Source organism: Lyngbya sp. CCAP 1446/10, from assembly GCF_026130175.1.
Lineage (GTDB): Bacteria > Cyanobacteriota > Cyanobacteriia > Cyanobacteriales > Microcoleaceae > Microcoleus.
Window position 1 is genome coordinate 1 of record NZ_JAIGNI010000036.1, and the last position, 25,429, is coordinate 25,429.

The following is a 25,429-nucleotide window of genomic DNA, read 5'->3' on the forward strand; positions in this document are numbered from 1 at the left end:
TAATTGCTAATCTTAAATCAGGGTCGAGCACAACTAGAGATTTTCCGGGTAATGCTGCTGCTGCACGTGGTCTCAGAACTTTCAGGCGATGATTAGTCGGTGCCAAACAATTACCATCAATGATTCTAACTGGATAACCTGATAATATGGGATTAGGAACGGCTCCAATCAGTTCCATTAAAGTTGCCATCTCTGCCGATGTCTCTCTCAACAGTGCTGCGCTGACTCCCACTTCCATTCCCAACAGTTTGTTATAAATAGCCGTGCGACTCACATTGAGTTTAGTAGCATTTGCTTTGTATGCAGCATGGACGGAAGGATGAATGCCACAAATTACCAGGCTCATCATATCTACGAGATTGGAGAACAATAACTCCCGCATATATTGGCGAGAGAGCATTTTTCTCAAAGATGATGTCCATTTGCTCTCTCGCCAATATACGCTCCATTACACCTCGCACCATGAGGGTGATGGGAGTTTTTTGGACAAATCTGTCAAATATTGTTTCCGGCATCAACTTTTTCCTCGCTTATCCTATTCCCAGTCTGCGCAAGTGTTCTTCCGAATACACCATCCAGACTAACCTACTGACAGGACTTCCAGACCAAGCTCAGCACACACCTTGACAGGGCTAGGTGCGCAATGCGCACCGGCGCAGTTTAATTGGTTTAACCGATTCCCTGGCGCTTTGCTTGGTAACGAGCAAAATCGGGGTTCTCCGGTGGGCGACAAACTCAACCGGTGCGCAGTGCACACCCTACAAACATGGTAAAAAAACCACTGGTAGGGAAACGGCATTGCCGTGTCCGTATTTCTTACTTACAGATAGTTGAAATCCTTCTAACATACTCCGGTTTACTGCCCAGAAAATTACAGCTTTGCTTCAGCAATTCTTCCAACCCTTCAACCTGTCTCAGCCAGACAGTGCCGTTGCTTCCAGCTACAGCAATTTGCTTGCCGTCTCGACTCCAACCCACACTAACAACATTCTCCTCAAACTCAAATTGAGCAACCTGTCGCCCCGCTAAATTCCACAGCCGCACCGTCTTGTCAATTCCCACAGTAGCCAGCCTTTCTCCGTCTGGACTAAAACTAATTGATTTGGCATCAAAATGCAAGGTTTGAAATTCATTAATTAATTGTTTTTCTGACAGGTTCCACAGCCCGACTTTGCCGTTCAATGTTACTGTAGCAAAGCGATACTGCTGTTGAGCAGGACTGAAGCTGATACCGATTGCCTGCACCGGCAGTGTTTTTTTTAGTTGTCCTGACACATTCCAAATCCGCACTGTAGATTTGCCGTCTAAAGTCGTGAGAAACTCTCCGTTAGGGCTGAAATTTACGCTTCTAACTAAGCCGTTATGACCGGGAAGTTTTACAGTAGATGATATTACTTTTGGCTGTTTTGATAGCGGCCAAATTGCAGCACTGCTGTCTATTCCTGCCGCTGCTAAAAATTTATCGTCGGAACTAAAACTGATGCTGGTAACTGAGCCTTCAAGTGCTTGAAAACTAGAAATATTTTCCCCTGATAAGTTCCAAAATTTAACTGTGCCGTCCTTTCCTGCCGTTGCTAAAAACTTGCCATCCGGGCTAAAGCTTACTATATTAACTGACTGCTGCAAAGCTTTCCATTCAGCAATTTTAGACCCGGAAAAGTTCCAAATCCGAACTCTATCGTCTATACCTGCGGTTGCTAAAATTTGTCTGTCAGGGCTAAAACTGACGCTGGTAACTGCACCTACATGAGCTTGCCACTTCACCACTTGCGGAAATGATGATGCTTTTATTTGCTGTTTTTTGCTGATTTTATCGAGAATTATTTGTAATGCTAGCAGCGGCCTTGTAGCTGGATATTGTTCTAAATTTGGTTTATTATTAACCAGGGTTTTTAATTTTTCCCCGGAGGCGATCGCCCTTAGCAAAGCTTCTGATAAAGCTTGGGTGTTTTCGGTCTTTTGAGATACCGCCAATAGTAAAGCATCGCTGCCATTTTGTTCGATCTCAATACTTGCTTGTGCGAGTTTAAACCGCTGGTAAGCGAGAGTTGAAAAGCCGATCGCCCCAATCAACGATCCGGCCAGTACCGCCGAACCAATTCCTATCCACTGTTTGGCTTTTCGCTTGGCTGCGTTAGCTTCCGTTAAGGCTTTTGCTGCATCACTCACAGCTTTTTTAGTTTCGAGTGTAGCTGCCAGCAGCAGTTGATTTTGGTCGCTCAAAATCACTTTTTGGCTAGCTGTCAAAAACTGAAAATCTTCGTTTCTCAAACTTTTATCTGCCGCCCAAACCAATGCTGACTGCAAATCTTCCCCTCGCAACAATTGCGAATCATCTTGAGAGTTAGAATTCAGCCAGAATTTGATTGCTTCCGAATAAGGCGAGAGTTTTTCTAATTTTTGGGCGATTAAGTCTTGGTTAAATACAGCTTGATAAATAGGATTAGAACTTGTGAGTTTTTCCCGGTGTTTGACGATTAATCCACTTAATCGCAATTCCATTTGTTCCGCACTACCATCGGGGACGATTTCAATTTGCTGTAAAATTTGTTGATATAATCCGAGTCTTCTGATAATTCGCTGATTTTCTCTAAAAAGCCGATCGCGAATTGTGGACAAATGTTCGGGCACATCCTGAGATTCCCAATTTTCCACAATCTTCAAGCGTACTACTTTCTCAACCCACTCTTTGGGATTTTGGATTAATCCGGCATTTTCAAAGAGAAGTTTACACAGCTTTTGAGTCAGGAATGGCTGGCCGCCCGTCCAATACAAAACCTCTCTCAAAACTTCCTGAGGGCTGTCTGTCAGCTCTGCCAAACCCGCTGCTAGGGGTTGGGCTTCTGTTTCGTCAAAACCAGTTAATTCGATCGCCTTACCGATATTAAAAGGCGTGTTGCTGCTGAGATTCTTGTCGCGGCACAAATCCGTCGGGGATGCTACGCCCAACAGAGCCCACGTCAGGCGATCAAATTCTGAGTTATTGGCGCGCTTGTTGTAGCACGATCGAATTAAGGCTAAAAAATCGTCTGCGGGAAAATCCAGGGCGAGAATGCTGTCGATTTCGTCGATAAAGATGACAATATTGCTGGAAATGTTGGCTAACAGTATGGTTTCGATAAATTCGCTCAATCTTTGAACCGGAGTTAAAAAATTGCGATCGCGCCACCAAGTCCGCACGTTGACAACATCCGACAGATTAAAGTTATTTTCCAGAATGCGGAGTAACCCAGCATACCACTGTTCGGGAGTCACGCTGCGGTTGCCAATTTCCGAAATGTCGATCGCAGCACAAGCAATTCCTTCATCTCTCAGCCGTTGAATTGTCCGCACCTGCAAGCTAGATTTGCCCATTTGTCGGGAATTCAAAACATAGCAAAATTCCCCCCCTTTCAATCCATTATAAAAATCGTCATCTGCTTGACGCTTCACATAATTCGGAGAGTTATTGGTGAGACTGCCGCCTACTTGATAGTATGATGGTTTGGGATTTGTGCTCATTACATATTTTTTTACATAAAGATAAGACGGCGGTTGAAACCGCGTCTACAAAAACGAAGTCCGCCTCCGCGGACTCAAGAAAAAACCATGAAACGTTCTTCAACCCGCGGAGGCGAGTTTGGTTTGTATAGACACGGTTTCAACCGCCCAGTCTTCTTTCATTGTACAATAAACTCAAAAAATCAACCAATTTATAGGTATGAATACTGAGTGGAGCGGCCGCCATCACGACAAAGACCAATTAAGATCGGAAATTTGGTCATCTCTGAAACAAAATAACGCATCAATTCACGATCCATTCGGCCACATCCCCAATTTTGTCGGCACCCAAAAGGCGGCGGAAAGACTTACAAATTTACCAATTTGGGAACAGGCAAAATCGATCAAGTGCAACCCAGATTCACCGCAAAATCCCGTGCGATTGCGCGCTTTGCAAGATGGAAAACGCTTGTATATGGCTGTACCGCGCTTGACAGACGATCGCTGTTTTGTCGAGTTAACCGCCGAAAACTTGCACAATCGCAATATCCCCCTAGCCGAAGCTGCGATCGCCCGCAAAGCAGTCACCTGCGGCCGATTAGTGAGTTTTGCAGAAATGCAGCCAATTGACTTAGCAATAGTCGGTTGCGTAGCCGCGGGGCGCCACGGTGGACGCACGGGGAAAGGAGCAGGATTTGCGGATTTGGAACTGGCGATGCTGGCGGAATTTGGATTAGTTAAAAATGATACTCCGATTGTCACAACAGTGCATCCTTTGCAAATTGTCGCAGATTCGCGTTTGCCAATGCAGCCTCACGATTGGGCGCTCAACTGGATTGTAACTTCCGAGGAGGTAATTGAAACTAATACAATGTATCCGCGTCCAATTGGGTTAAATTGGGAAGAATTGCGATCGGAACAGTTAGAAAATATTCCTATTTTACGCAAATTGCAGGGGCGGGTTCAGCTTAGGATTTATGAGAAAAGCCAGTAGATGAGTGCAAAATCAGCCCTCCCCATGTAATGTTCATTTGTAAAATTCCATCAAAATTAAGGCAAAAGAGCATCTACAGCGATCGCCCCAATTTCTATCCCTTCAATAATAATCGGTATAACAGCCGATCGCCCGTAAATCAACATTTGCCCGTAATCCGGTTGTTCGGAATCTCCCAAAGGTCGATCGTACACCTCAACCTGTCCTTCCACCAGATTGACAATCCAATAAACCGGAATTCCCGCGCGGGCATAAGTCCGTTTCTTGATAGTGCGATCGCGCCCAAGCGTAGTATCCGATACTTCGATCACAATAGCAACATCTTCAGCGCCCGGATGGCGATCGAGATATTGTCGCGTATCGCCTCGAACCACCACTATATCCGGTTCGGGTTCACTATTTTGCAGCGTAATCGGTTCCTGAGAATCAACATACCATCCGGGAGGTAAAATATTCTCTAAAGCTGTTCTAACAAGGCGAGTTGCTACTCGATGGGGCGGATTTTTGGGCATTTTGAAAACAAGCCATCCCTCTAGCAGTTCTACTGGATCGTCATCCGCCAAAATGCCAGCTTGAATCATAGCATGATACTGCTCGACGCTCAAGCGCAAAATCAAATCGTTCGGGATTGCTGCGACACTTTCAACAGGCGACATCATAGTCTGCGGGAGTTGATTACTTTCTGATTATACCTCTATCTTAACAGCTACTTTGCAGCCATAATGCGCCACATAATAAAAACAGTCAAACCGAGATAGCCAAACACCGCTATCCAGTCTAGCCAATTATCGGAAGTTATCAAAAAAATATCGTTCATGGGCTGTTTTAATCTAAAAAGAGGTAGATTGTGATTTGTCGTTTGGTGGGGGCTGGTTTATGAAATTGTCAGTTTTAGGCCATTATTTTCGGTGAACCCGCCCCTACAATATCTGGAATTATATGATAACAGAGCGATCGAACTTACCCGATCGCGCTCAAGTGCGATCGAAAATATTGCCGATACAATTCACACCTCGGAACACACTCATTTCCCTGCAACTTCACCAACCCCAAACTATCCAATTTAAACGCCTGCATCGACTTTAATTGAACAGGAATGTCCGCCGCTGCAATCTCTCTCATTCCCTCCGCTAACTCTGGATATTCTTCTAAATTCCACAGTTGGCGGCGCAGGTGGTCGCTATAAATTCCCGCATCGCTGGTAGCAGTTTCTTTTAATTCATCAAGGGTCAAATCCGATCGCGAAATGTGATATAATGCAACTCGCACTAAATACGGATGACCGCCGACCATTGCCGTCAGTTGCTCAACTTCGGCATCTGACCAATGCAAATTGTGGCGCGCTGCTAAATCTTGAATTTGCTGATGGTTGAATTCGGGCAAATCCACGGGTAGTCCGACGTTGAAAGGCGATTGATTGATGTTCATCGGGATGTAAACTTCGGTGGAGTGAACTACAATTAAGCGCAGTTTTTTCCAGATATCGCGCCGTTTTGATTCTTCGTGCCACGCCCGCAACAGTCCTAAAAAGTCTTCGGCAATATCTGGATATTGGAAAACGCGATCGATCTCGTCTAATCCTAAAATTAAAGGACTGTCGATTTGCGGCAAAATATATTTTTCAAAGTAATCTTTGCAGTTGACTTTGCTGCCAAAAATCTCGTCCCAATAATCGTCTAATTGATTTGGTAAGTGCAACTCGCGCCCGACATAAGCACAGAACCATTTTAAGAATTTATCTAAGTTGGCGAATACCGCTTTATCTACTAACTGAAAAGTTAGCGGCACCGTGCAATAACCTTGAAGGCTTCCGTGATGCAAAATTTTTGCCATCAAGGAAGTTTTTCCCATTTGTCTGGGGGCTTTGATTCTAATTAAAGCGCTGGGCTGTACAATAGTTTGATAGCAGCGTTCTTCGATGGGCTGGCGTTCTACATAAAATTGAGAAGCAACATCGACTTGTCCTCCCGGTAATTCCGGTTCGGCGACTGGTTGGGGTATTTCGTCGCTGCTAATTTCTAATACTTGGTTTGGCGTTAAGTCTTCCGCTTCTTCTGGGACTGGTGCGGGAGTTTCTGCTAGCAAATTTAGCACTTCTTCGATAATAATTGGAGTGTCGGCGGTGGTTTTCCATTCCCTTTGTTTGATGCGGTACAGATAGCCCCGCAAGTCGTGGTTTAAAGGCGCGTTTAGCGGGAAACCGACGCGGATCGGGAGAATTATCGGTTTTTTGTCAGGACGGGAATCTTGCAGTTCTTTTGCTTGCTGAACTTGATATGTTAGTATTTCGCTTTGGCTGACTGTTGGTGGCAGTAGCAACAGCAAATAATCGCATTCTTTGAGGAAGAAGTTAATGCGATCGAACCAATTATCTCCCAATCTAATGTTATTTTCTGCTGTGAAGACTGTATGCCCGATCGCACTTAACGCCATTTCCAACTGTTTTCCCAACTCGCGATCGGGTTCAGCGCTGCGATAACTCACAAATACTTTAACACTTCTGCTGCTGGCTGTATCTTCCGCTGCGGGCAAATTGTCCGACTCGCCGACATCTCCGGCATCGTCTAGTTTAGCCGATCGATGGTCGCCATTCGTCAGAGTCAGCTCAAACGCCGCAAACAACTGCCGCAGTTTACTTAAATCCGCACCTTCTCTACCCTGCTTAATTTTACTGACTGTATCTGCGCCAACGCCCGACTCTGCCTCGATTTCCGTCAGAGTACCTCTAATGTTATATCGGTCAGACCATTCTTGGAGCGCCTCGTTGAGCTTCTTTAAGCCCGGGGCTGTGAGAATTCGACCGCGATCGCGTTTTGACTTGAGCACTTCGGTTGCACTGAAAGGGGAAGGAATTTAGGAGGTTTAACGCCTTAAGTGCCTATCTTAAGCGATTTTAAGGGAGATAGTCAGCCAGCCGGAATTTAAGGAATTTTACTACGCCCGGGGTTTTGGGCGATCGATCTCCTCAAACTCTGTCCTGATAACGGCTTCAACCTTTGAATATATTTGAAAATAAAAAACTTTTCTTAACTCCCCAATCTCCCCTGCGAGTAAGCACTGATTTTTTTTAGAGTAGATACATCAAGCCAAAAAGGAGCATCACCATGAGTAAAATCTTACACAGACTCGCAATGGCAGCTTTAGGAACCGCAGCGATTTTCACAATTAATACACTTAACAATTTAACCGAAGCATCGGCCGCTGGTAAATTTGACCAACCCGAAGTTCATCAAAACACAGTTTTTCCAGTTGCATTACCTAGTCAGTTCCATAAATAGGAAATTTGTTACTTTAATCAAGGAGAAATTATGAAGTCTACACTTTACTCGCCCACAGCTACCGCCACCAAATCTGACTTAGTTGATGCTGATGCGATCGATGCCTGCACAGCCCTTGCTTGGGTTGAATTGGTAGCCCTAGATGGCAACGCTCTCACGGGTGATGATTGGCTGGTTCTGTGCGATGATATTGATAGCGGGGAAATCTACCGCGGCTGGTTTCTGTGGCACGATCGCGAAGTTAGCGGTAATTGGGAAGCTTACGACCATTTCAGCGATCGCCGATTTGTCGCCAAAAGCCAAGTTTTTGCCAAAAGTGCGATCGACTCGATCGAAGATGCGAGAAATCTGGCGATCAGACAATTAGAATTTGCTATCTAAAACAAATACAATTCGCGTCGAGGAAACAATAATTATGCGAAGATAATTCCCGACTGAATGAACTTTCCGATCTACGCGAGACTAGAATAAAAAGGTTTAATATAACCGGATGCGATATAATTCCCGGAAACCGAATATTCTCAAAGAAAATAATAAAAATTACGGGTGCGGGCAAGAGTTAACTGTATGATGCTAGGTGGTTCGCCTCGAAAGCGGTTGAAAACGTTGTTTCAGCCACCTTGTCGCAGCCGTTAAACTCTTACTCCTCACATATGACTCCAAAACTGCGATGGCTGTTGCCAACTTTAATTAGTGTTTTGTCGATCGCCCTACCTGCAAAAGCTGATACACTAACATCCTGGCACTTCGACGCCAGCCAAAATCAACTCAACTTAACCACCGATTCAGGAGTCCAGCCGCAAGTTAAACTAATCGCCAATCCCACCCGCTTAGTAATTGACTTGCCCGGAATAGTCTTAGAATATCCCGAAAGTCCTCAAAGCTACAACTCAGCTATTCAAGAAATTAGAGTCGGGCAATTTGATAGCGAAACTACCAGATTAGTAATAGAATTAACTCCCGGTTATAAATTAGACCCGCAAAAAGTCCGAGTAATTAGAGAATCTGCCACTCGCTGGTCGTTTCAGTTACCGAATCCCGAACAAATAGCAGCAAACGAGTCTTTTCCACCAGCAGCTATTACCCAAGTAGAACAAAAATCTGGTCAAGTTCCCCTAACTGTTGCTTCAGCAAGTCCAAGAAACTATGCCGCTGATTTGGCGATGCGGGCGGGTTCGGAAATGAGCGCGATCAAGCCGCAAGTCGAAAGTGCGATCGCACAATACAAATCCCTCAGCGCCGGAATGTTCTTTCTGGATTTAGACACCGGAGACTATTTGGACATAAAAGGCGATCGAGTATTTCCAGCAGCGAGTACAATCAAATTACCAATCCTAATTGCATTTTATCAAGATGTAGACGCAGGCAAAATTAGCCTCAACGAAACATTAGTTATGAAGTCAGACTTAGTAGCCAGCGGCTCTGGAACTATGCAAGACGAACCAGATGGCACTCGGTTTAGCATCAGAGAAACCGTAGATAAAATGATTACCATCAGCGACAATACAGCCACCAACATGATTATTGAACGTTTGGGCGGAATTGCTAAAGTCAACGAGCGTTTTCGCACTTGGGGATTAACTGACACCAGAATTCGCAATTGGCTCGGCGATTTTCAAGGAACAAATACCACAAGTTCTGTCGATATGGTAAAATTGTTATCCATGCTATCTCGCGATAAATTAGTCTCTGAATCTAGTCGAGAACAAGCTTTAGAATTACTGCGGCGCACCACAACTAGAACGTTGTTGCCTTCTGGTTTGGGGGCGGGAGCAGTGATTGCTGACAAAACCGGAGATATCGGTTTTGTAGTTGGCGATGCGGGGATTATTGATATGCCGAATGGCAAGCGTTATTTAGCAGCAATTTTTGTAAAACGTCCTTACAATGACCCGATTGTCAGAGATTTTGTGCGTCGAATTTCGCGGATTGTTTACAATTATTTAGACCAGCCTGGGGTGAAAGCATCGAATTAAGCTGTTGCATATTTCTCGTTTCCAGGCTCTGCCTCCGGTAAACTGAGACGAGAAACAGCGAGACAGAGCCTCTAGATATGCGTTACTTTCGCAGAACCTGGTAACGAGAGTAATGCCATTACAAGCGAAAAGAAGCAATCTCAGACTCTGGGATTGCTTCTTTTCGCTTGTAATGAAAAATTAGATTATTGAATGACTTAATCACTGCGGACTAATTACTACTCTTTCCGCTCGATAGCTACAGTCAAATGAGCCACAACTGCCCCAACTGCCCCAAGTGCAGCAGCTATTGGAAAGATTACACTCCCTGCAACGCCGCCTACCAATCCCGCCATCAGCGGAATGTCTGCCAAAGTCCGCCCTTCTGAGTTTTTGATGACGAGGCGGCGCAGTTTTCCTTGCTGAATTAGTTCTTTGACTTTACCAATTAAACTGTCGGCGCTAATCTTAAATTCTTCGACTCTAACTTTTTCCTCTGTTACGAACTCTGAGGCAAATAAAGGTGTTTCAACTGTTGGGTTGTCTGAATTTCCGGCCGCTGCTGTTTCGTCTTGCAGGATTGTTACTTGTTGTTCTAGTTGTGAGTTCATTTTATGTAGGGCGGGCGAACACCAGCCGTTTAATTTCTATACTCCTATCTTCTGCGATCGCACTTCGCAACGACAGGCAAGAAAACCCTACAATCTGCATCGTACTTTCCACCCCCACATTTTTACTCAAAACATTATCTCTGGCTATAGCTGGGCGGGTTTATCTATTCCTAAAGGTAGAGAGGCTGTTTTTGAAACAACCCGTTGACAGTTGACAGTTGACCAATGACTAATGACCAATGACTAATGACAAATGACTACTGACTAATTCCGCCTTATTTATGTCTAATTAGCTCGTAAATTTCCACATAGTCTTTAGCTGGATATTTCCACGAATTATCGCAATTCATACCTTGAATCATGAGTTTTTCAAAGTCATCATGGTAGTCATACCACAATCCGATCGCCCGATCGAGCACCGACTCTAAAGCGTAGTAGTCACTTTGGTAAAATACGTAACCGTTGCGCTCTTCGGGGGGGTGGCTGGTGCCGTAATCGCGATCGAACACCGTATTCACCAAACCGCCCACACCCCGCACCACAGGCACTGTACCGTACCTCAACCCGATCATCTGAGTCAGCCCGCAGGGTTCGTAATTGCTCGGCACCACGATCATATCCGCACCCGCGTAAATTAAGTGCGACAGTTCCTCATTAAAACCTAGTTCTAAATGGCAGTCTGGATTATCATTTAAAAACTGTTTTTCGTGCTGGAAATGATCGTTAATTCCCGCTTCCGTCGCCGAACCCAAAAGCACGAATTGCGCGCCTTTACTCAGAGAATAATAAATGGCGTGGTGGAGGAGGTGAACGCCTTTTTGATCGTCCAAACGACCGATAAAGGTAATCATAGGCTTGTCAGCATCGCGCAATAAAAGCCGATCGCGCAAAGCTTGTTTAGTTTTGGCTTTTCCTGCCAGATCCTTGTCAGTGTAGTGCTGCGGAATATAGCGATCGCTCTCAGGATTCCATACATCATAATCGATGCCGTTGAGCACCCCGCGAAACTTGTCTTGATATATATGCAAAGTGTGGCCCAAACCGTAGCCGAACTCGCCGACGTGAGCTTCCCAAGCGTGGTGCGGCGAAACCGTCGTCACAAAGTTCGAGTACACAATGCCACCTTTCATAAAATTGATGGCAAAAGGGTTAAAATTGTCTTGCAGGCGATCGTACTGAAAATAATAATCATCTCGATTCAAACCCGTTGCTTGCAAAACGTCGCTACCGCCCATACCTTGATGTTTGAAATTGTGAATGGTATAGCAGACTCGCTGATTTTCCATCCAATTGTATTTATAAATTTCAAACAGCATGACTGGAACCAAACCAGTTTGCCAATCGTGACAGTGAATCACATCCGGGCGCTTGTTGCTTCTGAGCAAAAATTCCAAAGCAGCTTTGCTAAAAAATGCAAACCGCATATTGTCATCATTGCAACCGTAATAACAGCCGCGGTTAAAAAAGTTATCTTGCGATCGAGGTTCGATGAAAAAACACAAAACCTCGTGCACCCAGCCGCAGTAGACATCACATAAGATTTCGCCACCGTACCAGGGCACCGCCAGATCTCGATAGGCATCGTGAAGCCCCCAAATGTGGTCATACCTCATGCAGTCGTATTTGGGCAGAATAATCTCGACAGCATGGCCGGAATTCTGCAACTCCCGACTCAAACCGTAAACTACGTCCCCCAAACCCCCTGCTTTGATGACGGGGGCGCATTCTGAGGCAATTTGTACGATGTACATTTTTTTTGCTTACTCCTAGATGAATCCAAAAATATTTTCTTAACTTGACAAAGTATATGATTTCTCGGCAGATAAGCAAGCCGGCCATTGGGAATACAGGAAAAATACGCGCCGACGATCGCAAGTTGAGGTCGATTCGGGCGATCGGGCTGTTGCTTAAAATATAGGTACGGACACGGCACTCTCGTGTCCCTGCTGCTTCAAATACAGGTAGAAACGCGCACAGCGCCTTCTGCTGCTGAGGAAAGAGGCAACTCGCTGTATCATCTTGTTGCAAATATCGATCGCACAATTCCCTGTAACCTTCTACAACTACTCTCTTTATCTGTCTTCACTTCCTCTGCGCCATGCAAGCAGTTAGCTAAAAAATCAATCTAATTCACAAATGAAATAGCATTGCTTCCGACCTTTTGTACGGCGACTCTGCTAATGTTAAATTATCTAGCTATCTTAGGAATAGCAGACAATGCCGCTCCACAATTATGCGAGAAAAACTTATGTCTGCGATCGCACCATCCCCAAACCCACCAGTTTTAGAAGAAATCAACTCAGGATTGCCCAACATTTGCGGTTCCGAAGCAGAAATCAGTGCCGCAGCCAACAGCAACGAACCAGTCTTTTTACCTACAACAAATCTGCGCCTGGAAAACATTCAAGCCGGATTTGCCTGCGCCCTGCATATGCACCAACCCACAATTCCAGCAGGTGCAAACGGCGAACTTATCTGCAATTTGCAGAATATGTTTGAAAATCCCAACCAAGGAGACAACCACAACGCCGGAGTATTTGCTTGGTGCTATTCCCGCATGGGAGAATTCATTCCCCAACTGATTGCCGAAGGCTGCAACCCGCGAATTATGCTCGATTATTCGGGCAATTTATTGTGGGGATTGCGTCAAATGGGACGCGATGATGTCCTCAACAATCTCAAGCGGATTACCTGCGAACCTGAATACCAACCTTATGTAGAATGGCTGGGGACAATGTGGAGTCATGCCGTCATTCCCTCAACTCCCATTCCCGACATCAAACTTCAAATTCAAGCATGGCAACATCATTTTGCGGCAATTTTTGGCTTGGATGCTTTGAAGCGGGTTAAAGGTTTTTCGCCCCCAGAAATGCACTTTCCCAATCACCCAGACACACTTTACGAATACATCAAAGCTTTGAAAGAATGCGGCTATCGCTGGCTGATGGTGCAGGAACATTCTGTAGAAAATCCCGACGGTTCGGGATTGTCGCAAGACCAAAAATATATTCCCAACCGTTTGATGGCGCGCAATTCTCGCGGCGAAACAATTAGCATTACGGCTTTGATTAAAACCCAAGGTTCTGATACAAAATTGGTTGGTCAAATGCAGCCTTACTACGAAGCAAAAGGACGTAATAAACAGCAAATTGGCAATGTCACAGTTCCTTCTTTGGTGACTCAAATTGCTGACGGCGAAAATGGCGGCGTGATGATGAATGAATTTCCCAGCGCTTTTGTCAAAGCTTGGCACGAAAACCGGGAAAATGGCGGCGGAAAATCGGGTGTTGTTGGTTTAAATGGGACTGAATATTTGGAGATAATTGAAGCTGCTGGTGTTAATCCTGATGATTATCCTGTTTGTCAAGGAATCAACCAGCACAAAATTTGGCAGCTAGTCGATCCAGATACTGCAACACCGGAAAAAGTCGAAAGTGCGATCGCCCAAATCAAGCAAACAGACCACAATTTTCACATGGATGGTGCCTCTTGGACTAACGATTTGAGTTGGGTGAAAGGCTACGAAAATGTCTTAGAACCGATGAATCAACTCAGCGCAGCATTTCACAAAAAATATGATCCGCTGGTGCAGCAAGATGCTACTGTTACCAAGCAGTTTGAATACCAGCAAGCTTTGCTTTACAACTTGCTGTTACAAACAAGCTGTTTCCGGTATTGGGGACAGGGAACTTGGACTGATTACGCCCGCGAACTTTACAACCGCGGCGCTGCTTTAATGCAGTAACAAAATTTATGGTAGGGTGCGTCAGAAACCAACTATTTGATCGGTGTCAAATCTCTGGGCTGACGCACCTTACACCTGTTGGCAAAGTCCGGCAATTACCAATTACCAATTACCCAAATCCTACATTTCCTGCATCAATCGCAAATAATTTTGTCTCATCTGCGTCATATTTTCCATCATTCTATTAGCCATATCTTTCTCAACCTCGCTCATTTGCTGCCAAAATAAAGCTGAACGCCTCGCCAGAATTGCGTCTTCCCACAACATCTCTAAAAGTTGCGCCGCCATCGGATTTTCAGCATCTATAATCCCGCACAATTGCTCGAAAGCTCGGTGAGCTTCGGCGTGACTCCCAACATCCTGAGCGAGTGTCAGGCATTTTTTGAGTTGTACGATCGGGTTTTCAGAAGAGTAAGCCATAATTTCACTAAGTTTAAACTACCAAATTTACACTGACACCTTTGAGATTACTAGAGTTGTGACACGGCCGTACAGTTCCCCAAATACCACCGCCAAGGCAAATCAATCCCTTTAGTAATCCCGATCCGCGTAGTTTGCACCAGATTTATTGTACCTTCCTCGACAGCGGCACGAAAGTCCTCGCTCCGGTGTTCCAACCGCAGCGGTTGGCCTCCATCCAAGGGTAAACCGCTGAAAGTTCGATCGATCTCCAGTACCTTACACAGCTTCCCAGGCCCCGCAGCGAGGCGCAACTGCTTCTTCTGAGGAATTCCAGCGAACGCTTTGGGAAACGCATCTAGCTGCAAAGCTCGAATCAGCACACCGCTAGCAACCCCCTCTGCATCCGTCACCACGTTAAAACAGTGATACATCCCGTAGATTAAGTAAACGTAGCTCATACCGGCAGGCCCGAACATCGCCTGATTGCGAGGAGTGCGCCGCTGGTAAGCGTGACAAGCGGGATCTCCCGGCCCGTAAGCTTCGGTTTCAACAATCATTCCCCGAATCGTCTCGCCGTCGGGAAACTGCCGCACCAGAGTACAGCCCAGCAAATCAGGCGCTACGGTGGTAGATGGCCGCGCCAGCCAAAAAGATTCTACAATCTGAGTATTTGCACTCAATAGGAGACAGTAAATTATGGACGTTAAGTTAGTTTTAGCAGTCTTGACGGCAGTTTTCACCGTTTGCTGTCTGTTCTTCGGCACAAAAAACGGATTCTACGACAGCGACAAGTATCACGGTAACGGTTCTGCTCACTAATTTTAGCTGGCAATTAGTTGCTTAAAAAAACCGCAGCCTGTTATTCAGGCTGCGGTTTTTTTTTGAATGAACCGCAGAGACCACAGAGGACACAGAGAAAGAGAAAAGAAAGAGAAAAAGTTAACAAATTAAGGGTGAATGTTGCCATCGGGCATTTTAGTTTCCTGCATTTTAGCATTCTCAAATTCGGCGCATCCCGGCAGGTTGAAACGCATTGTGGCTCCTCGATCTGTTGATTTTATGTTGAAACCAACTACTGCATTTTCTGGGTTATTTTTTTCGGGAACGGCACTTACCTTGAAATCCATATTTGCTGCTTGACCATTGGTATCAAGATTGAAACTTATGCCACTACAGCCTAAATCAGAACCAGTCAGGTTGGCTTTGTTCAAGTTGGCATTTTTGAGGTTGGCATTGGCCAATTTTGCTCCTGATAAGTTGGCACCTTCGAGGTTGGCTCCTTGCAAGTTAAATCCTTGTAAGTCCATTCCCTTCAAGTTGACATTGCTGAGATTGCATTCGGGACACTGTTTTGTCTCTAGCAATTGCTTGACTTGGTTTTGCTGGTTTAAATCTGGTATATATTTGGTGGCAGCTAATAAAAGGGCGATCGACAATCCAACAGTAACTAAATTTTTTAATTTCATAAATATCCGAAAAGCTCCGGCGGCTTTCTCTTGCGGTTAATTATTAATACAGGAGTGCGATCGACATCTCCAGAATTTCCACAAAAAAATTGCCTGCATCTGAGACAAGCAGGGAAGCTTCAGTTGACAGTTGACAGTTGACAGTTGACAGCTCGCCCGCTCGCGACTTGTGCTGAGCGTCTTGCCCTGAGCGTAGTCGAAGGGAGCCGAAGCAAGCCGAATGGTTGACCTGGGACAGCTACCTCTACCTGGAAGGAAGAGGATGGAAGCAATGAATAGTCTTCTTTTAATTTATCCCTCAAAGGGTTCCGGCTTTAAACCAATTCTTTCTGGTAATTAAATCCCGCCTTCTCTCCCTCGCCAGTGCTGCTTTCGGTTTCGGACTCGCCCCGTCCGCCTGCTTCACTTCGCTTTCAGCCGTCTACCCACAAACGGAATTTATTTTTACCAGAGAGCGCGCATTTACATATACCTGCGGACTGAAATAACAGAAACTTTATTTATATCCCTGGCATGAGTAAATCTTAGAAAAATTTGAGGATGATTAAAGAGAAATGCAATACCGTACCTGCGCTGTTATAAGTTCTCAGCAACTACTTTTGTCAAAATTGCTTTGAGAAATTCATTTACTTACAAAACGGTTGGCAGCAGCTCAGGTTCCTCAACCTCGCCAGAACACACCCACCTGTAATCCCGACCATTCGGAGCCGCAATGAACACAATCAAACTCGAACCCAAAAGATCGCGCTTCATGGCTCTGCTGCTGACAACGCTGCTGACCTTTCCGTTTTTGAGTGCTTGCGGTTCTAGCCAGCAAAGTTCCACTCCCCCGCCTCCTGTTGACGACACTCGCGCTGGCTCAGTGCAAACTAATCGCGGCCCTAGTCCTACGCCCGAAGCAAAAAAAGGCTTGAACAATGCTCAAAAAGTAGGGATTACTTTAGTAGGAGCAGCAGCCCTTTACTACCTCTACCGCCAGCACCAAAACAAGCAAGAACAGGGGCCGCAGGGAAAATATTACCTTTCCAAAAACGGTCGCGTTTACTACCGCGATGCCCAGAATCGCGCTCACTGGGTAACGCCCCCGCCTGAAGGAATTAAAGTTCCAGAGTCCGAGGCAGCGCGTTACCGCGATTTCCAGGGGTACAACAACCAAACTACTGGCCGAGACCTCAAAAGCTTACCTGAAGCTACAAGTCCTGTTCCGGCACAGTAATCAAACAATTTTAGATTGCCGATTTGAGATTTTCCATAAAATCTGGAATTCCCAATCTACAACAGCAGTTTTTCAACACATAAATAAAGAGGAACTTGATCATGGTAGATGGATTTTTGCGGAAGTTAAAAGATGCGATCGTCGGGCCAGACAACGAGCAAGTCGATCCTGATGCCAATTATGACGATCGCCAAAATCCCGGACAGTTCGGCAACGTGCGTCCGGCCAGCGAAGACCCCTATGGCGACCCGGCCGACAACGTAGCGGGTGCCGGACAGTTCGGCAACGTGCGTCCGGCCAGCGAAGACCCCTATGGCGACCCGGCCGACAACGTAGCGGATGCCGGACAGTTCGGCAACGTGCGTCCGGCCAGCGAAGACCCCTACGGCGACCCGGCTGATGAGGAAACAGTTTGAGTTTGAGCGACTTAGCTAGAAAAATTACCCGGTAAGCAACATCACCCCTGCGGGGGTGTTTTTTTTTGCCAATTTTTTTGCTAGTTCTCAAAAACGGAGAGGGTGGGATTTGAACCCACGGAACCTTGCGGTTCACCTGATTTCAAGTCAGGCGCATTCGACCACTCTGCCACCTCTCCCGGCGCATAAATTTTATCATACCAGGACTTGCCCCTAACTACAAGTAGTTGCAGATCCAGTCGGCCGATAAAGAATTTGTTCTCTTTCCACCGCGAAATCTTCCCCTACCCACACCAGAGATACTTCCGACACTGCTCCATTTTCTAGCAGGACGATCGAGAAATTGCGCAGTTTCGAGCACTCTCTCTCCACAATTCGCGGTACGCTGGCCGCATTCAAATACACCGTACCCTCAGCACTCACCAGTGACTTCCGCCACTCTTTTTTGATGTGTCGCAGTTGGTGGTGCATATGACCAAAAGTTACCAGAGGTATGTGCTTTCCCGAACTCCGAGTTCGATCGATCGCCTCCGCAAAATCCGGGTCGCCCCAATCCCCCCCTAACGGCTTCCAATCTCGCCCGCAGGGGTCTTCAGGAGCCTCTCCCAGCCCCTTCGGGCCCGTATGACCCAAAAAAATCACATTTTCGCAGTCAGCATCCGCCGCAGCCCCTGCAATGCGTCTGGCAGACTCCTCAAAACTTTCTACCCCAAACCACTCCGAGTAAAAATCCCCGTACTTCCACTCCGATCCCCCCCAAGTAAACGGGCGGCTTCCCACCACAGTTACGCCCAATTCTGGAAAATCTCGCTTCCCGTAACCGACGTGGGCTTCCCCCATTAAATCTAACTGCTGTTTGACTCGATTCTCAAGAGTGCGATCGTAAGGGCACTGACTGCGGCCCCAATCCGTCGCCGTGTACCAAGCATCATGGTTCCCAAACACTGCGGCTTTCGGAATGTCCAAAGATGCGATCGCCCGCACCACCTCCACCGACTCATTGCCAAAATCCCCCACAAACAGCACCAAATCAACGCCCAGATGCTTCAGGGCCTCGCCGTCTTCTGGTTCCCAGTGATCGTGAACGTCCCCCACCACGGCAATTTTGATAGATTTAGTCTGATTCATTTGATTTGTCATGTGCGATCGATCCCTAGCCCCTTCTTATTATCAGCATAAGAAACAGCGACCAATTTTTGCACTCTCCCCCAGCCATTTTTAGATTTTAGATTTTAGATTTTAGATTAATTCAACCCAACCACCCGCTTACCACCATTTTTGGTGAATTCAACTATAATTCAAATACACTTGAGTCTAGCCGCCACCTTCCCCGGAATATTCTAACTGTGTTTACCACCGCACCAGCTCCGAATTTTACTCAAACCAGACTGCCCGACGACTTGTTTGCAGCAATTAACGCCCTCAAACAAGAGTTAAACGCCGTCATTCTCGCCCACTATTACCAAGACTCCGACATTCAAGACATCGCAGACTTCATTGGCGACTCCCTCGAACTTGCCCGCAAAGCCGCCAACACCAACGCCGATGTCATAGTTTTTGCCGGAGTTCATTTCATGGCAGAAACCGCCAAAATCCTCAATCCAGACAAATTAGTATTATTGCCAGACTTAAATGCAGGTTGTTCCCTCGCCGACAGTTGCCCGCCCGAAGCCTTTGCAGCATTCAAAGCCGATCGACCAAAACACTTAGTTATTTCCTACATTAACTGTACCGCCCAAATTAAGGCAATGAGCGACATAATTTGCACTAGCTCCAACGCCGTCAAAATAGTCAACCAAATTCCCGAAAATCAGCCAATAATCTTTGGGCCCGATCGCAATCTCGGCCGCTACGTCATGGAACAAAGCGGTAGACACATGGAACTTTGGCAAGGAGCCTGCATCGTCCACGAAAACTTCTCAGAAAAAAAGATAGTTCAACTCAAAATCGAAAATCCCGAAGCCGAAATCATCGCCCACCCAGAATGCGAACCTCCCGTACTTCGCCACGCGAATTATATCGGTTCCACCACAGCTTTGCTCAAATATTCTCAATCCAGTTCCAGCCAAGCTTTTATTGTGGCGACTGAACCGGGAATCATTCACCAAATGCAAAAGCAAACACCGCACAAACGCTTTATTCCCGCTCCTCCCAACAATAATAGTTGTGCTTGCAACGAATGCCCGCACATGAGATTAAATACCTTGGAAAAATTGTATCTAGCTATGAAAAATAAAACCCCCGAAATTACCATGTCCCAAGAGCTGCAACTAGCGGCGTTGCAACCCATCCAACGAATGCTAGAAATGAGCTAACCGTCAATAAGTAATTTTTAGTTAATCTATTGTAGGGTGTATTGGGCGCGACGATTAACTTAAGTCACCAAAAAACAAATCTTAAACCGCGCCCAACACACCAATATTCATCAGCAATCCGTGCATCATTTGTCCATTTTTCATTTTCTATTCCTCTGCAACGAAAGCGGTTCATTCCTTGAAAAATTAGGAGCGATAAATGATTCCAGTTTCACAAGGAAATGCAACTTTAGGCAAGAACCAAACCCTTAACTGATAAGTCATTCCCAATTCCCAATTCCCAATTCCCAATTCCCAATTCCCAATTCCCAATTGTCAAATGGTATGATTCCAGAAAAACTGATGGTTTTCACCCGCTATCCCGAACCGGGAAAAACCAAAACTCGACTAATTCCCGTGCTGGGAGAAACAGGCGCTGCCAACCTGCACCGCTTGATGGCCCAAAAGGTGATCGCCCGTAGCATCTCTCTCCAAAACTCCCGCCGACTATCCGTTGAAATTCACCACACAGGCGGCAGCCAACAACAGATGCAAGACTGGTTGGGAAGCGATATTATTTATCAAAATCAAATAGACGGCGATTTGGGTGCAAGAATGACAGCCGCGTTTCAAAAGTCTTTTAATTCAGGGGTTGACAAAGCTGTAATTATCGGCACTGATTGTCCTGCGTTGAAAGCAGAAATCATCGCACAAGCTTTTGACAAACTTAGCCAGCACGATTTAGTTTTGGGCCCAGCAAAAGACGGCGGTTATTATCTGATCGGGCTGCGGCGATCAATACCGGAATTGTTCAGGGGCATTAACTGGGGAACCAGTGAGGTATTTGCTGCTACGCGGGCGATCGCCCAAAATCTTGATCTCAATATTGCTAATCTTCCCACTCTTGCAGATATCGATCTACCAGAGGATTTACTCGGTTTAGATATGAATATCTTGAAATAACTAAACTATATTTAATGGATTTAATAAATCAGAAATTCTCATAGTTAATTGATTAAAAATACTTGATTGTGTAACCACAAGGTCATAATATAGTAAGTGTATTTGTCTAACCAAATGCACTGGTTAGACAGCGCTTGCGACAATAGTCGCAGGCGCGAGAAAAAGCAAATAATTAGCAAAAAATTACCAGAAAGAATTGGTTTAAAGCCTGAACCCTGATCGGGAGAAATTAAAATCAGACTCTTCATTGCTTCAATCCTCTTTCTTCCACGTAAAGTGCTGTCAACTGTCAACTGTCAACTGTCAACTGAACGATCAGCTTTGTACAAAGTCTACCCTGGCACGTTAATGCTGAATGTGAGGGCGGGTTAAGCGTAAAAAATTAGCAAATAACAGATAAGCTTTGTACAAAACCCGCCATTTCTCTTTCAAGTGGTGATCAATTCTCTATGTCGCCCGAAAATCTCAATCTCAAAATTTCCATTATCATTCCAGCCTTAAACGAAGCACCGACGATCGCCTCTGTCATCTGCACCGCCCAAAATGCCAAAAATGTTGAAATCATTGTCGCCGACGGCGGTAGCAGCGATCGCACCGCAGATATAGCGCAATCTTTAGGCGTGCGAGTTATCTCCACCGCGCGAGGTCGTGCTGCTCAAATGAATGCAGGTGCCGCCTCCGCTACTGGTGATATTCTGCTGTTCCTCCACGCCGACACTCTTTTGCCTTGTGGGTACGACTCTGGCGCACGCCTCGCACTAGCAAAACCGGAAACAGTAGGGGGGGCTTACTCACTCAAGATTGATGCCCCTCAGCACTGTCTGCGGCTGGTAGAAATAGGGGTAAACTGGCGATCGCGCTTTCTGCAAATGCCCTACGGCGACCAAGCCATTTTCCTCACCGCAGCTACCTTTGACAAAATCGGCGGTTTTCCCGACTTACCCCTGATGGAAGACTTTGAATTCGTGCGCCGATTGAAAAAACAAGGTCGCATCGAAATAGTGCCACAGCCCCTGTTCACATCCGCCCGCCGCTGGCAGCAGCTTGGGGTCATCCAAACCACCGTCATCAATCAAATAGTAATTATTGCTTATTTTTTCGGAGTACCGCCCGATCGACTCGCTTTCTGGTATAAGAGACAAAAGAAAAATTCTTCCGAAAACTAAAGAATAGTGAACTTTTCTAAAGCTAGCTGCCAATTATGCAAATAGGAAACCCGTCCCTGCGTAAAATATGACTTGAACGCCTCAAAATTTACGCACAGCGAGGAAAAAGAGAATATGGCCGATCCCAGAGATGCAGAACTTATTAAACCCTTTAACGGCGACCCCTTCACGGGTCATCTAGCAACTCCCATCAGTGCTTCTGATTTCACAAAAGCATTTATCGGGAACTTGCCAATCTACCGCAAAGGACTCTCGCCCCTAGTTCGAGGTCTAGAAATCGGTTTGGCACACGGTTATTTCCTCGTCGGCCCCGAAATCGTCTTCGGACCCCTGCGGGATTATCCAGAAGCAGCTAATCTCGGGGGACTAATTACAGCCCTCGTGATAGTTCTGCTCGGCACACTAGGTATGTCTGCCTACGGTTTGGTCTCTTTCCAGCAAGACAACATCAGCTACCCCAGTGCTAATCCCATGACTCCCGATTCCCTCAGAAATGCTGAAGGATGGAGCCAATTGACCGCTGGTTTCTTCATTGGCGGCATGAGCGGCGTCTTTGCTGCCTACTTCTTGCTCGAAAACTTTAATGGCGTTGATGCCATTTTCCGGGGTTTAGTCAACAATTAGACTCCACTCCTCGATATCCCTGTTGGAACACGCTAACTTTAGTTTGGAGAATTTGACATGACAGGTACCTACGCTGCTTCTTTCTTGCCTTGGATTTTGATTCCGGTCGTTTGCTGGCTGATGCCAGTTGTGGTAATGGGTTTGTTGTTTATCCACATTGAAAGCGACGCCTGAGCTTTACCTGCTGAGCAACACCGAAGTTGGAAGACAGACAACTGCTCTGAAACTTCTCTCCTAAATCTAGGGAAAATCAGAAAAAATTGTTTTGAGATTGCTGGTAATTAGGAAATTTGCTTTCTTTACCCCAACCCCCAGACTCGACTGTCTGGAGCAATCCTTCTGTCTTCTTCCATCTGAATTCGCCATTGCCAAAAATCCTCTGCCTTGCGGGCAGAGGATTTTTTTACAAATATTTTTATCCCGCAGGCACAAATCACCCGATCGCACAAGACAAATTGCGAAGTCGTGAGTCACAATTGTAATCGGAAAGTATCTGATAAGGAGACAACGATGCCATTTCCATCCGCGCGCAAAATCTTAGCTCCATTTCTGATGTCGGTACTCCTGTTAGTAACCGCCTGCGGTCAAACCCAAGCCCCATCCCGCTGGGACAAAGCTCAGCAGGAAAGCACCCAAACACCTGGTAAAGCCAAGCAGACAACTGCTGATAAATCAACTGCTCAAAATCCCAACCTGCCCAAGAAGGCTGTAGATGGTAGCAAGTTAAATAAATACTTCCCGTCATCCGGCGGCGGATTCAATCGCGTCTTTGCTCAAGAAAAATCAGGTTTTGCTGAAGCTAAGTTGAACAAAGGCGGTAAAAATGTCGCCATGCTCTCGATTAACGACATCGCCGGCAACACCTCAGCAGGGACAAAATTCCAGCAAAGTACCAAGAAAATTGGCGGCTATCCTGCCGTCAATCAGGGTGCTAATATCACTGCTGTGTTAGTGGCAAATCGCTATCAGGTGAAAGTTCAATCCCGCGATCCCTCTTTTACCGCTAGCGATCGCGAAGCTTGGCTGTCAAAATTTAACCTCGCCGGCCTCGCTAGCGTTAAATAGCAATGTCTCTAGTCAAACTCCGCGCTCGACTACAGTCTGGCGCTATCACAACTTGCGTCTCCCACAATGAGACTGTGAAGTTTTTGTCATCTGCCAAAAGTAATACCTTTGATTTCTGTTCAACAAGGAGTTTTTTGTGAGCAAAACAGTCTTTGAATTAGTCGATCAACTACCTAAAGACAACATGACTGTCAAAGCCCTCCGAGCCCTTGACTTTGTGGTTCCCGGCGAGTGGAACAATTTAGTTGGTTTTGAAAATACGATTCGCACCGTTACTGGCGAAACAGACGAAGATCTGATCCAGCAAATTGGCGATCGGGCGATCACCCTCTACAACGATAAATCGGAAGGCTACCAACGCGCTCTCTGGCTCTACCAAACCATCGACAGTGCCTCCGGTGCCCTAGGCGCGGCTGCTATGGCCAACAAAGTCTCCCAAAATGTCCCGTTTTTGGGCTTCCTCGGCAATCTCACCCCGAAGCCAGAAAAAGCTCAGACGATCGACCTTTCTTTGAAATTAGTCACCGAATTGCTGGCTTTTTGCCAAATCAATGGGCTTCCGGGCGATAGCATCGGCGATTTTGCCGGAGCTTTGGGCGACTACGGCGGTGAATCCCTGATGCGGATGGCTGCTTTGGTTTGTTTCGATGGTTTGATTCCCCTGGGCCCAGACTTTATCATGGCTACTCAGTCTTGGATTCAAAAGCTCTCCCCCAGCGATATGCAAGAAAATCCGGCGTTTAAGTCGATCAGCGGCATGATTCCTGGTGGTAATCCCGCTGGCCAACTCGGCTTTATCGGCGAAAGCTTTAACTCGGTTTCTGGCTGGATGGGCTCTTTTGTGAGCGATCGAGGTTTGACTCCCGAAAACGTACTCGGTCATTTACAGAGTTTTGTCGAAATTTCTGCTGACAAGGTGGACTACGTGGGCGCATTCCTCGACATGACTACCAACTACTACGAACACACTGGTGTTCAAACTCTCGCCCGCCGTTTGGTTGAACGGGCTGTCGCTGAGATTTAGAATAGTCATTAGTCATTAGTCATTAGTCATTAGTTATTAGTCAGAGCCTCTGATCGTCCCGAAGAGAGAGCTTGAGACGGCACGACTGCTGACTAATGACTACTGACTGCTCTACTCATCAATTTTAAAAGGAAGCGTTAATGTCAGAAGAACCGAAAAATCCTACCGCTGGCGACTCCGAAACTCCCAGTGATGCGATCGAGAACGCCCCGACAAGTTCCGACGCACCGCAGACAGGCGACTTACCAAGCGCTGACAAACCTGCGGCTGCTGCTAAAAAGCCCGCAGCCAAAGCTGACGGCGACAAGCCCCCAGCTAAAGCTAAAAAGGAAAAAGCACCTGCTGTTGAAGACAAGCCCTTTGCGGAATTTATTCAACAAGATTATTTGCCCGCCTTGCAAACTGCTTTAACTAAACAGGGTGTTAAGGATTTAGAGGTAAATTTTGCTAAGCAAAAACTCCCCGTTGCTGGCATGAGTTCCGCCGGAGATTGCTGGCAGGTAATTGGTAAATTTCAAGCAGGTCAGCGCCAATTTAACCTGTATTTTCCTCAAGAAAATATTCAAAGTCAAAGAGCGTTTTCCTGCGCTGAAAATAACACAAAAACCAGCACTTTAGAGCCTTTTTTGATTGATGAACGCAAGATTACGTTAGACCTCATGGTCTTTGGTGTCGTCCAGCGGCTTAATGCTCAAAAATGGCTGAATCTTAATTAGTCATTGGTCATTAG

Annotated in this window: 26 protein-coding genes, 1 tRNA gene and 1 pseudogene; 15 read left to right on the forward strand and 13 right to left on the reverse strand. The window is 46.1% G+C overall.

What is annotated here, in order from left to right; translation table 11 throughout:
- Together K4039_RS16085 and K4039_RS16090 are read right to left on the reverse strand one after the other, a co-directional pair.
- Positions 1-400: pseudogene (locus K4039_RS16085) on the reverse strand (IS4 family transposase); the annotation flags it as partial.
- 416 nt (positions 401-816) lie between these two features.
- On the reverse strand, positions 817-3,501 hold the full coding sequence (locus K4039_RS16090; RefSeq protein WP_265236489.1) for an AAA-like domain-containing protein: 2,685 nt from the start codon (positions 3,499-3,501) through the stop codon (positions 817-819).
- 199 nt (positions 3,502-3,700) lie between these two features.
- On the opposite strand from K4039_RS16090, the gene K4039_RS16095 reads away from it, so the two are divergent.
- Entirely contained in the window at positions 3,701-4,474 is a 774-nt protein-coding gene (locus K4039_RS16095) for a 5-formyltetrahydrofolate cyclo-ligase (protein ID WP_265236490.1), read from the forward strand.
- Positions 4,475-4,530: 56 nt separating this feature from the next.
- Here K4039_RS16095 and K4039_RS16100 read toward each other — a convergent pair whose 3' ends face one another.
- Together K4039_RS16100 and K4039_RS16105 are read right to left on the reverse strand one after the other, a co-directional pair.
- Positions 4,531-5,133, reverse strand: coding sequence for a Uma2 family endonuclease (locus K4039_RS16100; protein WP_265236491.1), 603 nt, complete (start codon positions 5,131-5,133; stop codon positions 4,531-4,533).
- Between the two features lie 301 nt (positions 5,134-5,434).
- Positions 5,435-7,300, reverse strand: a complete 1,866-nt coding sequence (locus K4039_RS16105) for an AAA-like domain-containing protein (RefSeq protein WP_265236493.1) — start codon at positions 7,298-7,300, stop codon at positions 5,435-5,437.
- A gap of 278 nt (positions 7,301-7,578) precedes the next feature.
- Here K4039_RS16105 and K4039_RS16110 point away from each other — a divergent pair, with 278 nt between their 5' ends.
- The 3 genes from K4039_RS16110 (at position 7,579) to K4039_RS16120 (ending at position 9,728) form a co-directional block, all read left to right on the forward strand.
- Positions 7,579-7,752, forward strand: a complete 174-nt coding sequence (locus tag K4039_RS16110; protein ID WP_265236495.1) for a hypothetical protein — start codon at positions 7,579-7,581, stop codon at positions 7,750-7,752.
- A gap of 30 nt (positions 7,753-7,782) precedes the next feature.
- Positions 7,783-8,133 carry a hypothetical protein gene (locus K4039_RS16115; protein WP_265236497.1) on the forward strand — a complete coding sequence of 117 codons (351 nt, stop codon included), beginning with the start codon at positions 7,783-7,785 and terminating at the stop codon, positions 8,131-8,133.
- Between the two features lie 272 nt (positions 8,134-8,405).
- Positions 8,406-9,728, forward strand: a complete 1,323-nt coding sequence (locus K4039_RS16120) for a serine hydrolase (protein ID WP_265236499.1) — start codon at positions 8,406-8,408, stop codon at positions 9,726-9,728.
- 218 nt (positions 9,729-9,946) lie between these two features.
- On the opposite strand, the gene K4039_RS16125 is transcribed toward K4039_RS16120, so the two are convergent.
- The 3 genes from K4039_RS16125 to glgA all read right to left on the reverse strand — a co-directional run bounded on the left by K4039_RS16125 (position 9,947) and on the right by glgA (position 12,069).
- Entirely contained in the window at positions 9,947-10,318 is a 372-nt protein-coding gene (locus K4039_RS16125; protein WP_265236501.1) for a DUF4342 domain-containing protein, read from the reverse strand.
- A 1-nt stretch (position 10,319) separates the two neighbouring features.
- The gene (locus K4039_RS16130) at positions 10,320-10,448 is read right to left on the reverse strand and encodes a hypothetical protein (protein WP_265236503.1); all 129 of its coding nucleotides are present in this window, start codon (positions 10,446-10,448) and stop codon (positions 10,320-10,322) included.
- Between the two features lie 145 nt (positions 10,449-10,593).
- Positions 10,594-12,069, reverse strand: a complete 1,476-nt coding sequence (gene glgA, locus K4039_RS16135; protein ID WP_265236505.1) for a glycogen synthase GlgA — start codon at positions 12,067-12,069, stop codon at positions 10,594-10,596.
- A gap of 497 nt (positions 12,070-12,566) precedes the next feature.
- On the opposite strand from glgA, the gene K4039_RS16140 reads away from it, so the two are divergent.
- Positions 12,567-14,063, forward strand: coding sequence for a glycosyl hydrolase family 57 (locus tag K4039_RS16140; protein WP_265236583.1), 1,497 nt, complete (start codon positions 12,567-12,569; stop codon positions 14,061-14,063).
- A gap of 120 nt (positions 14,064-14,183) precedes the next feature.
- On the opposite strand, the gene K4039_RS16145 is transcribed toward K4039_RS16140, so the two are convergent.
- The 3 genes from K4039_RS16145 to K4039_RS16155 all read right to left on the reverse strand — a co-directional run bounded on the left by K4039_RS16145 (position 14,184) and on the right by K4039_RS16155 (position 15,931).
- On the reverse strand, positions 14,184-14,483 hold the full coding sequence (locus tag K4039_RS16145) for a hypothetical protein (RefSeq protein WP_265236506.1): 300 nt from the start codon (positions 14,481-14,483) through the stop codon (positions 14,184-14,186).
- A 50-nt stretch (positions 14,484-14,533) separates the two neighbouring features.
- A complete protein-coding gene (locus K4039_RS16150; RefSeq protein ID WP_265236508.1) occupies positions 14,534-15,145 on the reverse strand; it encodes a DNA-3-methyladenine glycosylase in 612 nt (203 codons plus the stop codon).
- 267 nt (positions 15,146-15,412) lie between these two features.
- Positions 15,413-15,931, reverse strand: coding sequence for a pentapeptide repeat-containing protein (locus K4039_RS16155; RefSeq protein WP_265236510.1), 519 nt, complete (start codon positions 15,929-15,931; stop codon positions 15,413-15,415).
- A gap of 712 nt (positions 15,932-16,643) precedes the next feature.
- Here K4039_RS16155 and K4039_RS16160 point away from each other — a divergent pair.
- Positions 16,644-17,147: a hypothetical protein gene (locus tag K4039_RS16160; protein WP_265236512.1), complete on the forward strand. Its 504-nt coding sequence runs from the start codon at positions 16,644-16,646 to the stop codon at positions 17,145-17,147.
- A 101-nt stretch (positions 17,148-17,248) separates the two neighbouring features.
- Positions 17,249-17,563, forward strand: coding sequence for a translation initiation factor (locus K4039_RS16165; protein ID WP_265236514.1), 315 nt, complete (start codon positions 17,249-17,251; stop codon positions 17,561-17,563).
- A gap of 94 nt (positions 17,564-17,657) precedes the next feature.
- Here K4039_RS16165 and K4039_RS16170 read toward each other — a convergent pair.
- Positions 17,658-17,742: transfer RNA gene (locus K4039_RS16170), tRNA-Ser, on the reverse strand.
- Positions 17,743-17,776: 34 nt separating this feature from the next.
- Entirely contained in the window at positions 17,777-18,691 is a 915-nt protein-coding gene (locus tag K4039_RS16175) for a TIGR04168 family protein (protein WP_265236516.1), read from the reverse strand.
- A 218-nt stretch (positions 18,692-18,909) separates the two neighbouring features.
- On the opposite strand from K4039_RS16175, the gene nadA reads away from it, so the two are divergent.
- The 5 genes from nadA to K4039_RS16200 all read left to right on the forward strand — a co-directional run bounded on the left by nadA (position 18,910) and on the right by K4039_RS16200 (position 22,784).
- Positions 18,910-19,878, forward strand: a complete 969-nt coding sequence (gene nadA, locus K4039_RS16180) for a quinolinate synthase NadA (protein ID WP_265236518.1) — start codon at positions 18,910-18,912, stop codon at positions 19,876-19,878.
- 324 nt (positions 19,879-20,202) lie between these two features.
- On the forward strand, positions 20,203-20,820 hold the full coding sequence (locus K4039_RS16185) for a TIGR04282 family arsenosugar biosynthesis glycosyltransferase (RefSeq protein WP_265236520.1): 618 nt from the start codon (positions 20,203-20,205) through the stop codon (positions 20,818-20,820).
- 449 nt (positions 20,821-21,269) lie between these two features.
- On the forward strand, positions 21,270-21,986 hold the full coding sequence (locus tag K4039_RS16190; RefSeq protein ID WP_265236522.1) for a TIGR04283 family arsenosugar biosynthesis glycosyltransferase: 717 nt from the start codon (positions 21,270-21,272) through the stop codon (positions 21,984-21,986).
- A gap of 114 nt (positions 21,987-22,100) precedes the next feature.
- Positions 22,101-22,610 carry a photosystem I reaction center protein subunit XI gene (locus K4039_RS16195; RefSeq protein ID WP_265236524.1) on the forward strand — a complete coding sequence of 170 codons (510 nt, stop codon included), beginning with the start codon at positions 22,101-22,103 and terminating at the stop codon, positions 22,608-22,610.
- 57 nt (positions 22,611-22,667) lie between these two features.
- Complete coding sequence (locus K4039_RS16200) at positions 22,668-22,784, forward strand: photosystem I reaction center subunit VIII (RefSeq protein ID WP_194063327.1); 117 nt, start codon at positions 22,668-22,670, stop codon at positions 22,782-22,784.
- A 66-nt stretch (positions 22,785-22,850) separates the two neighbouring features.
- On the opposite strand, the gene K4039_RS16205 is transcribed toward K4039_RS16200, so the two are convergent.
- Complete coding sequence (locus K4039_RS16205) at positions 22,851-23,084, reverse strand: hypothetical protein (RefSeq protein ID WP_265236527.1); 234 nt, start codon at positions 23,082-23,084, stop codon at positions 22,851-22,853.
- A 36-nt stretch (positions 23,085-23,120) separates the two neighbouring features.
- On the opposite strand from K4039_RS16205, the gene K4039_RS16210 reads away from it, so the two are divergent.
- The 3 genes from K4039_RS16210 to K4039_RS16220 all read left to right on the forward strand — a co-directional run bounded on the left by K4039_RS16210 (position 23,121) and on the right by K4039_RS16220 (position 25,415).
- Positions 23,121-23,675, forward strand: coding sequence for a hypothetical protein (locus tag K4039_RS16210; RefSeq protein ID WP_265236528.1), 555 nt, complete (start codon positions 23,121-23,123; stop codon positions 23,673-23,675).
- Positions 23,676-23,811: 136 nt separating this feature from the next.
- Complete coding sequence (locus K4039_RS16215; protein WP_265236530.1) at positions 23,812-24,699, forward strand: hypothetical protein; 888 nt, start codon at positions 23,812-23,814, stop codon at positions 24,697-24,699.
- 140 nt (positions 24,700-24,839) lie between these two features.
- Positions 24,840-25,415 carry a DUF2996 domain-containing protein gene (locus K4039_RS16220; protein ID WP_265236532.1) on the forward strand — a complete coding sequence of 192 codons (576 nt, stop codon included), beginning with the start codon at positions 24,840-24,842 and terminating at the stop codon, positions 25,413-25,415.
- The last annotated feature ends 14 nt before the right edge of the window (positions 25,416-25,429 follow it).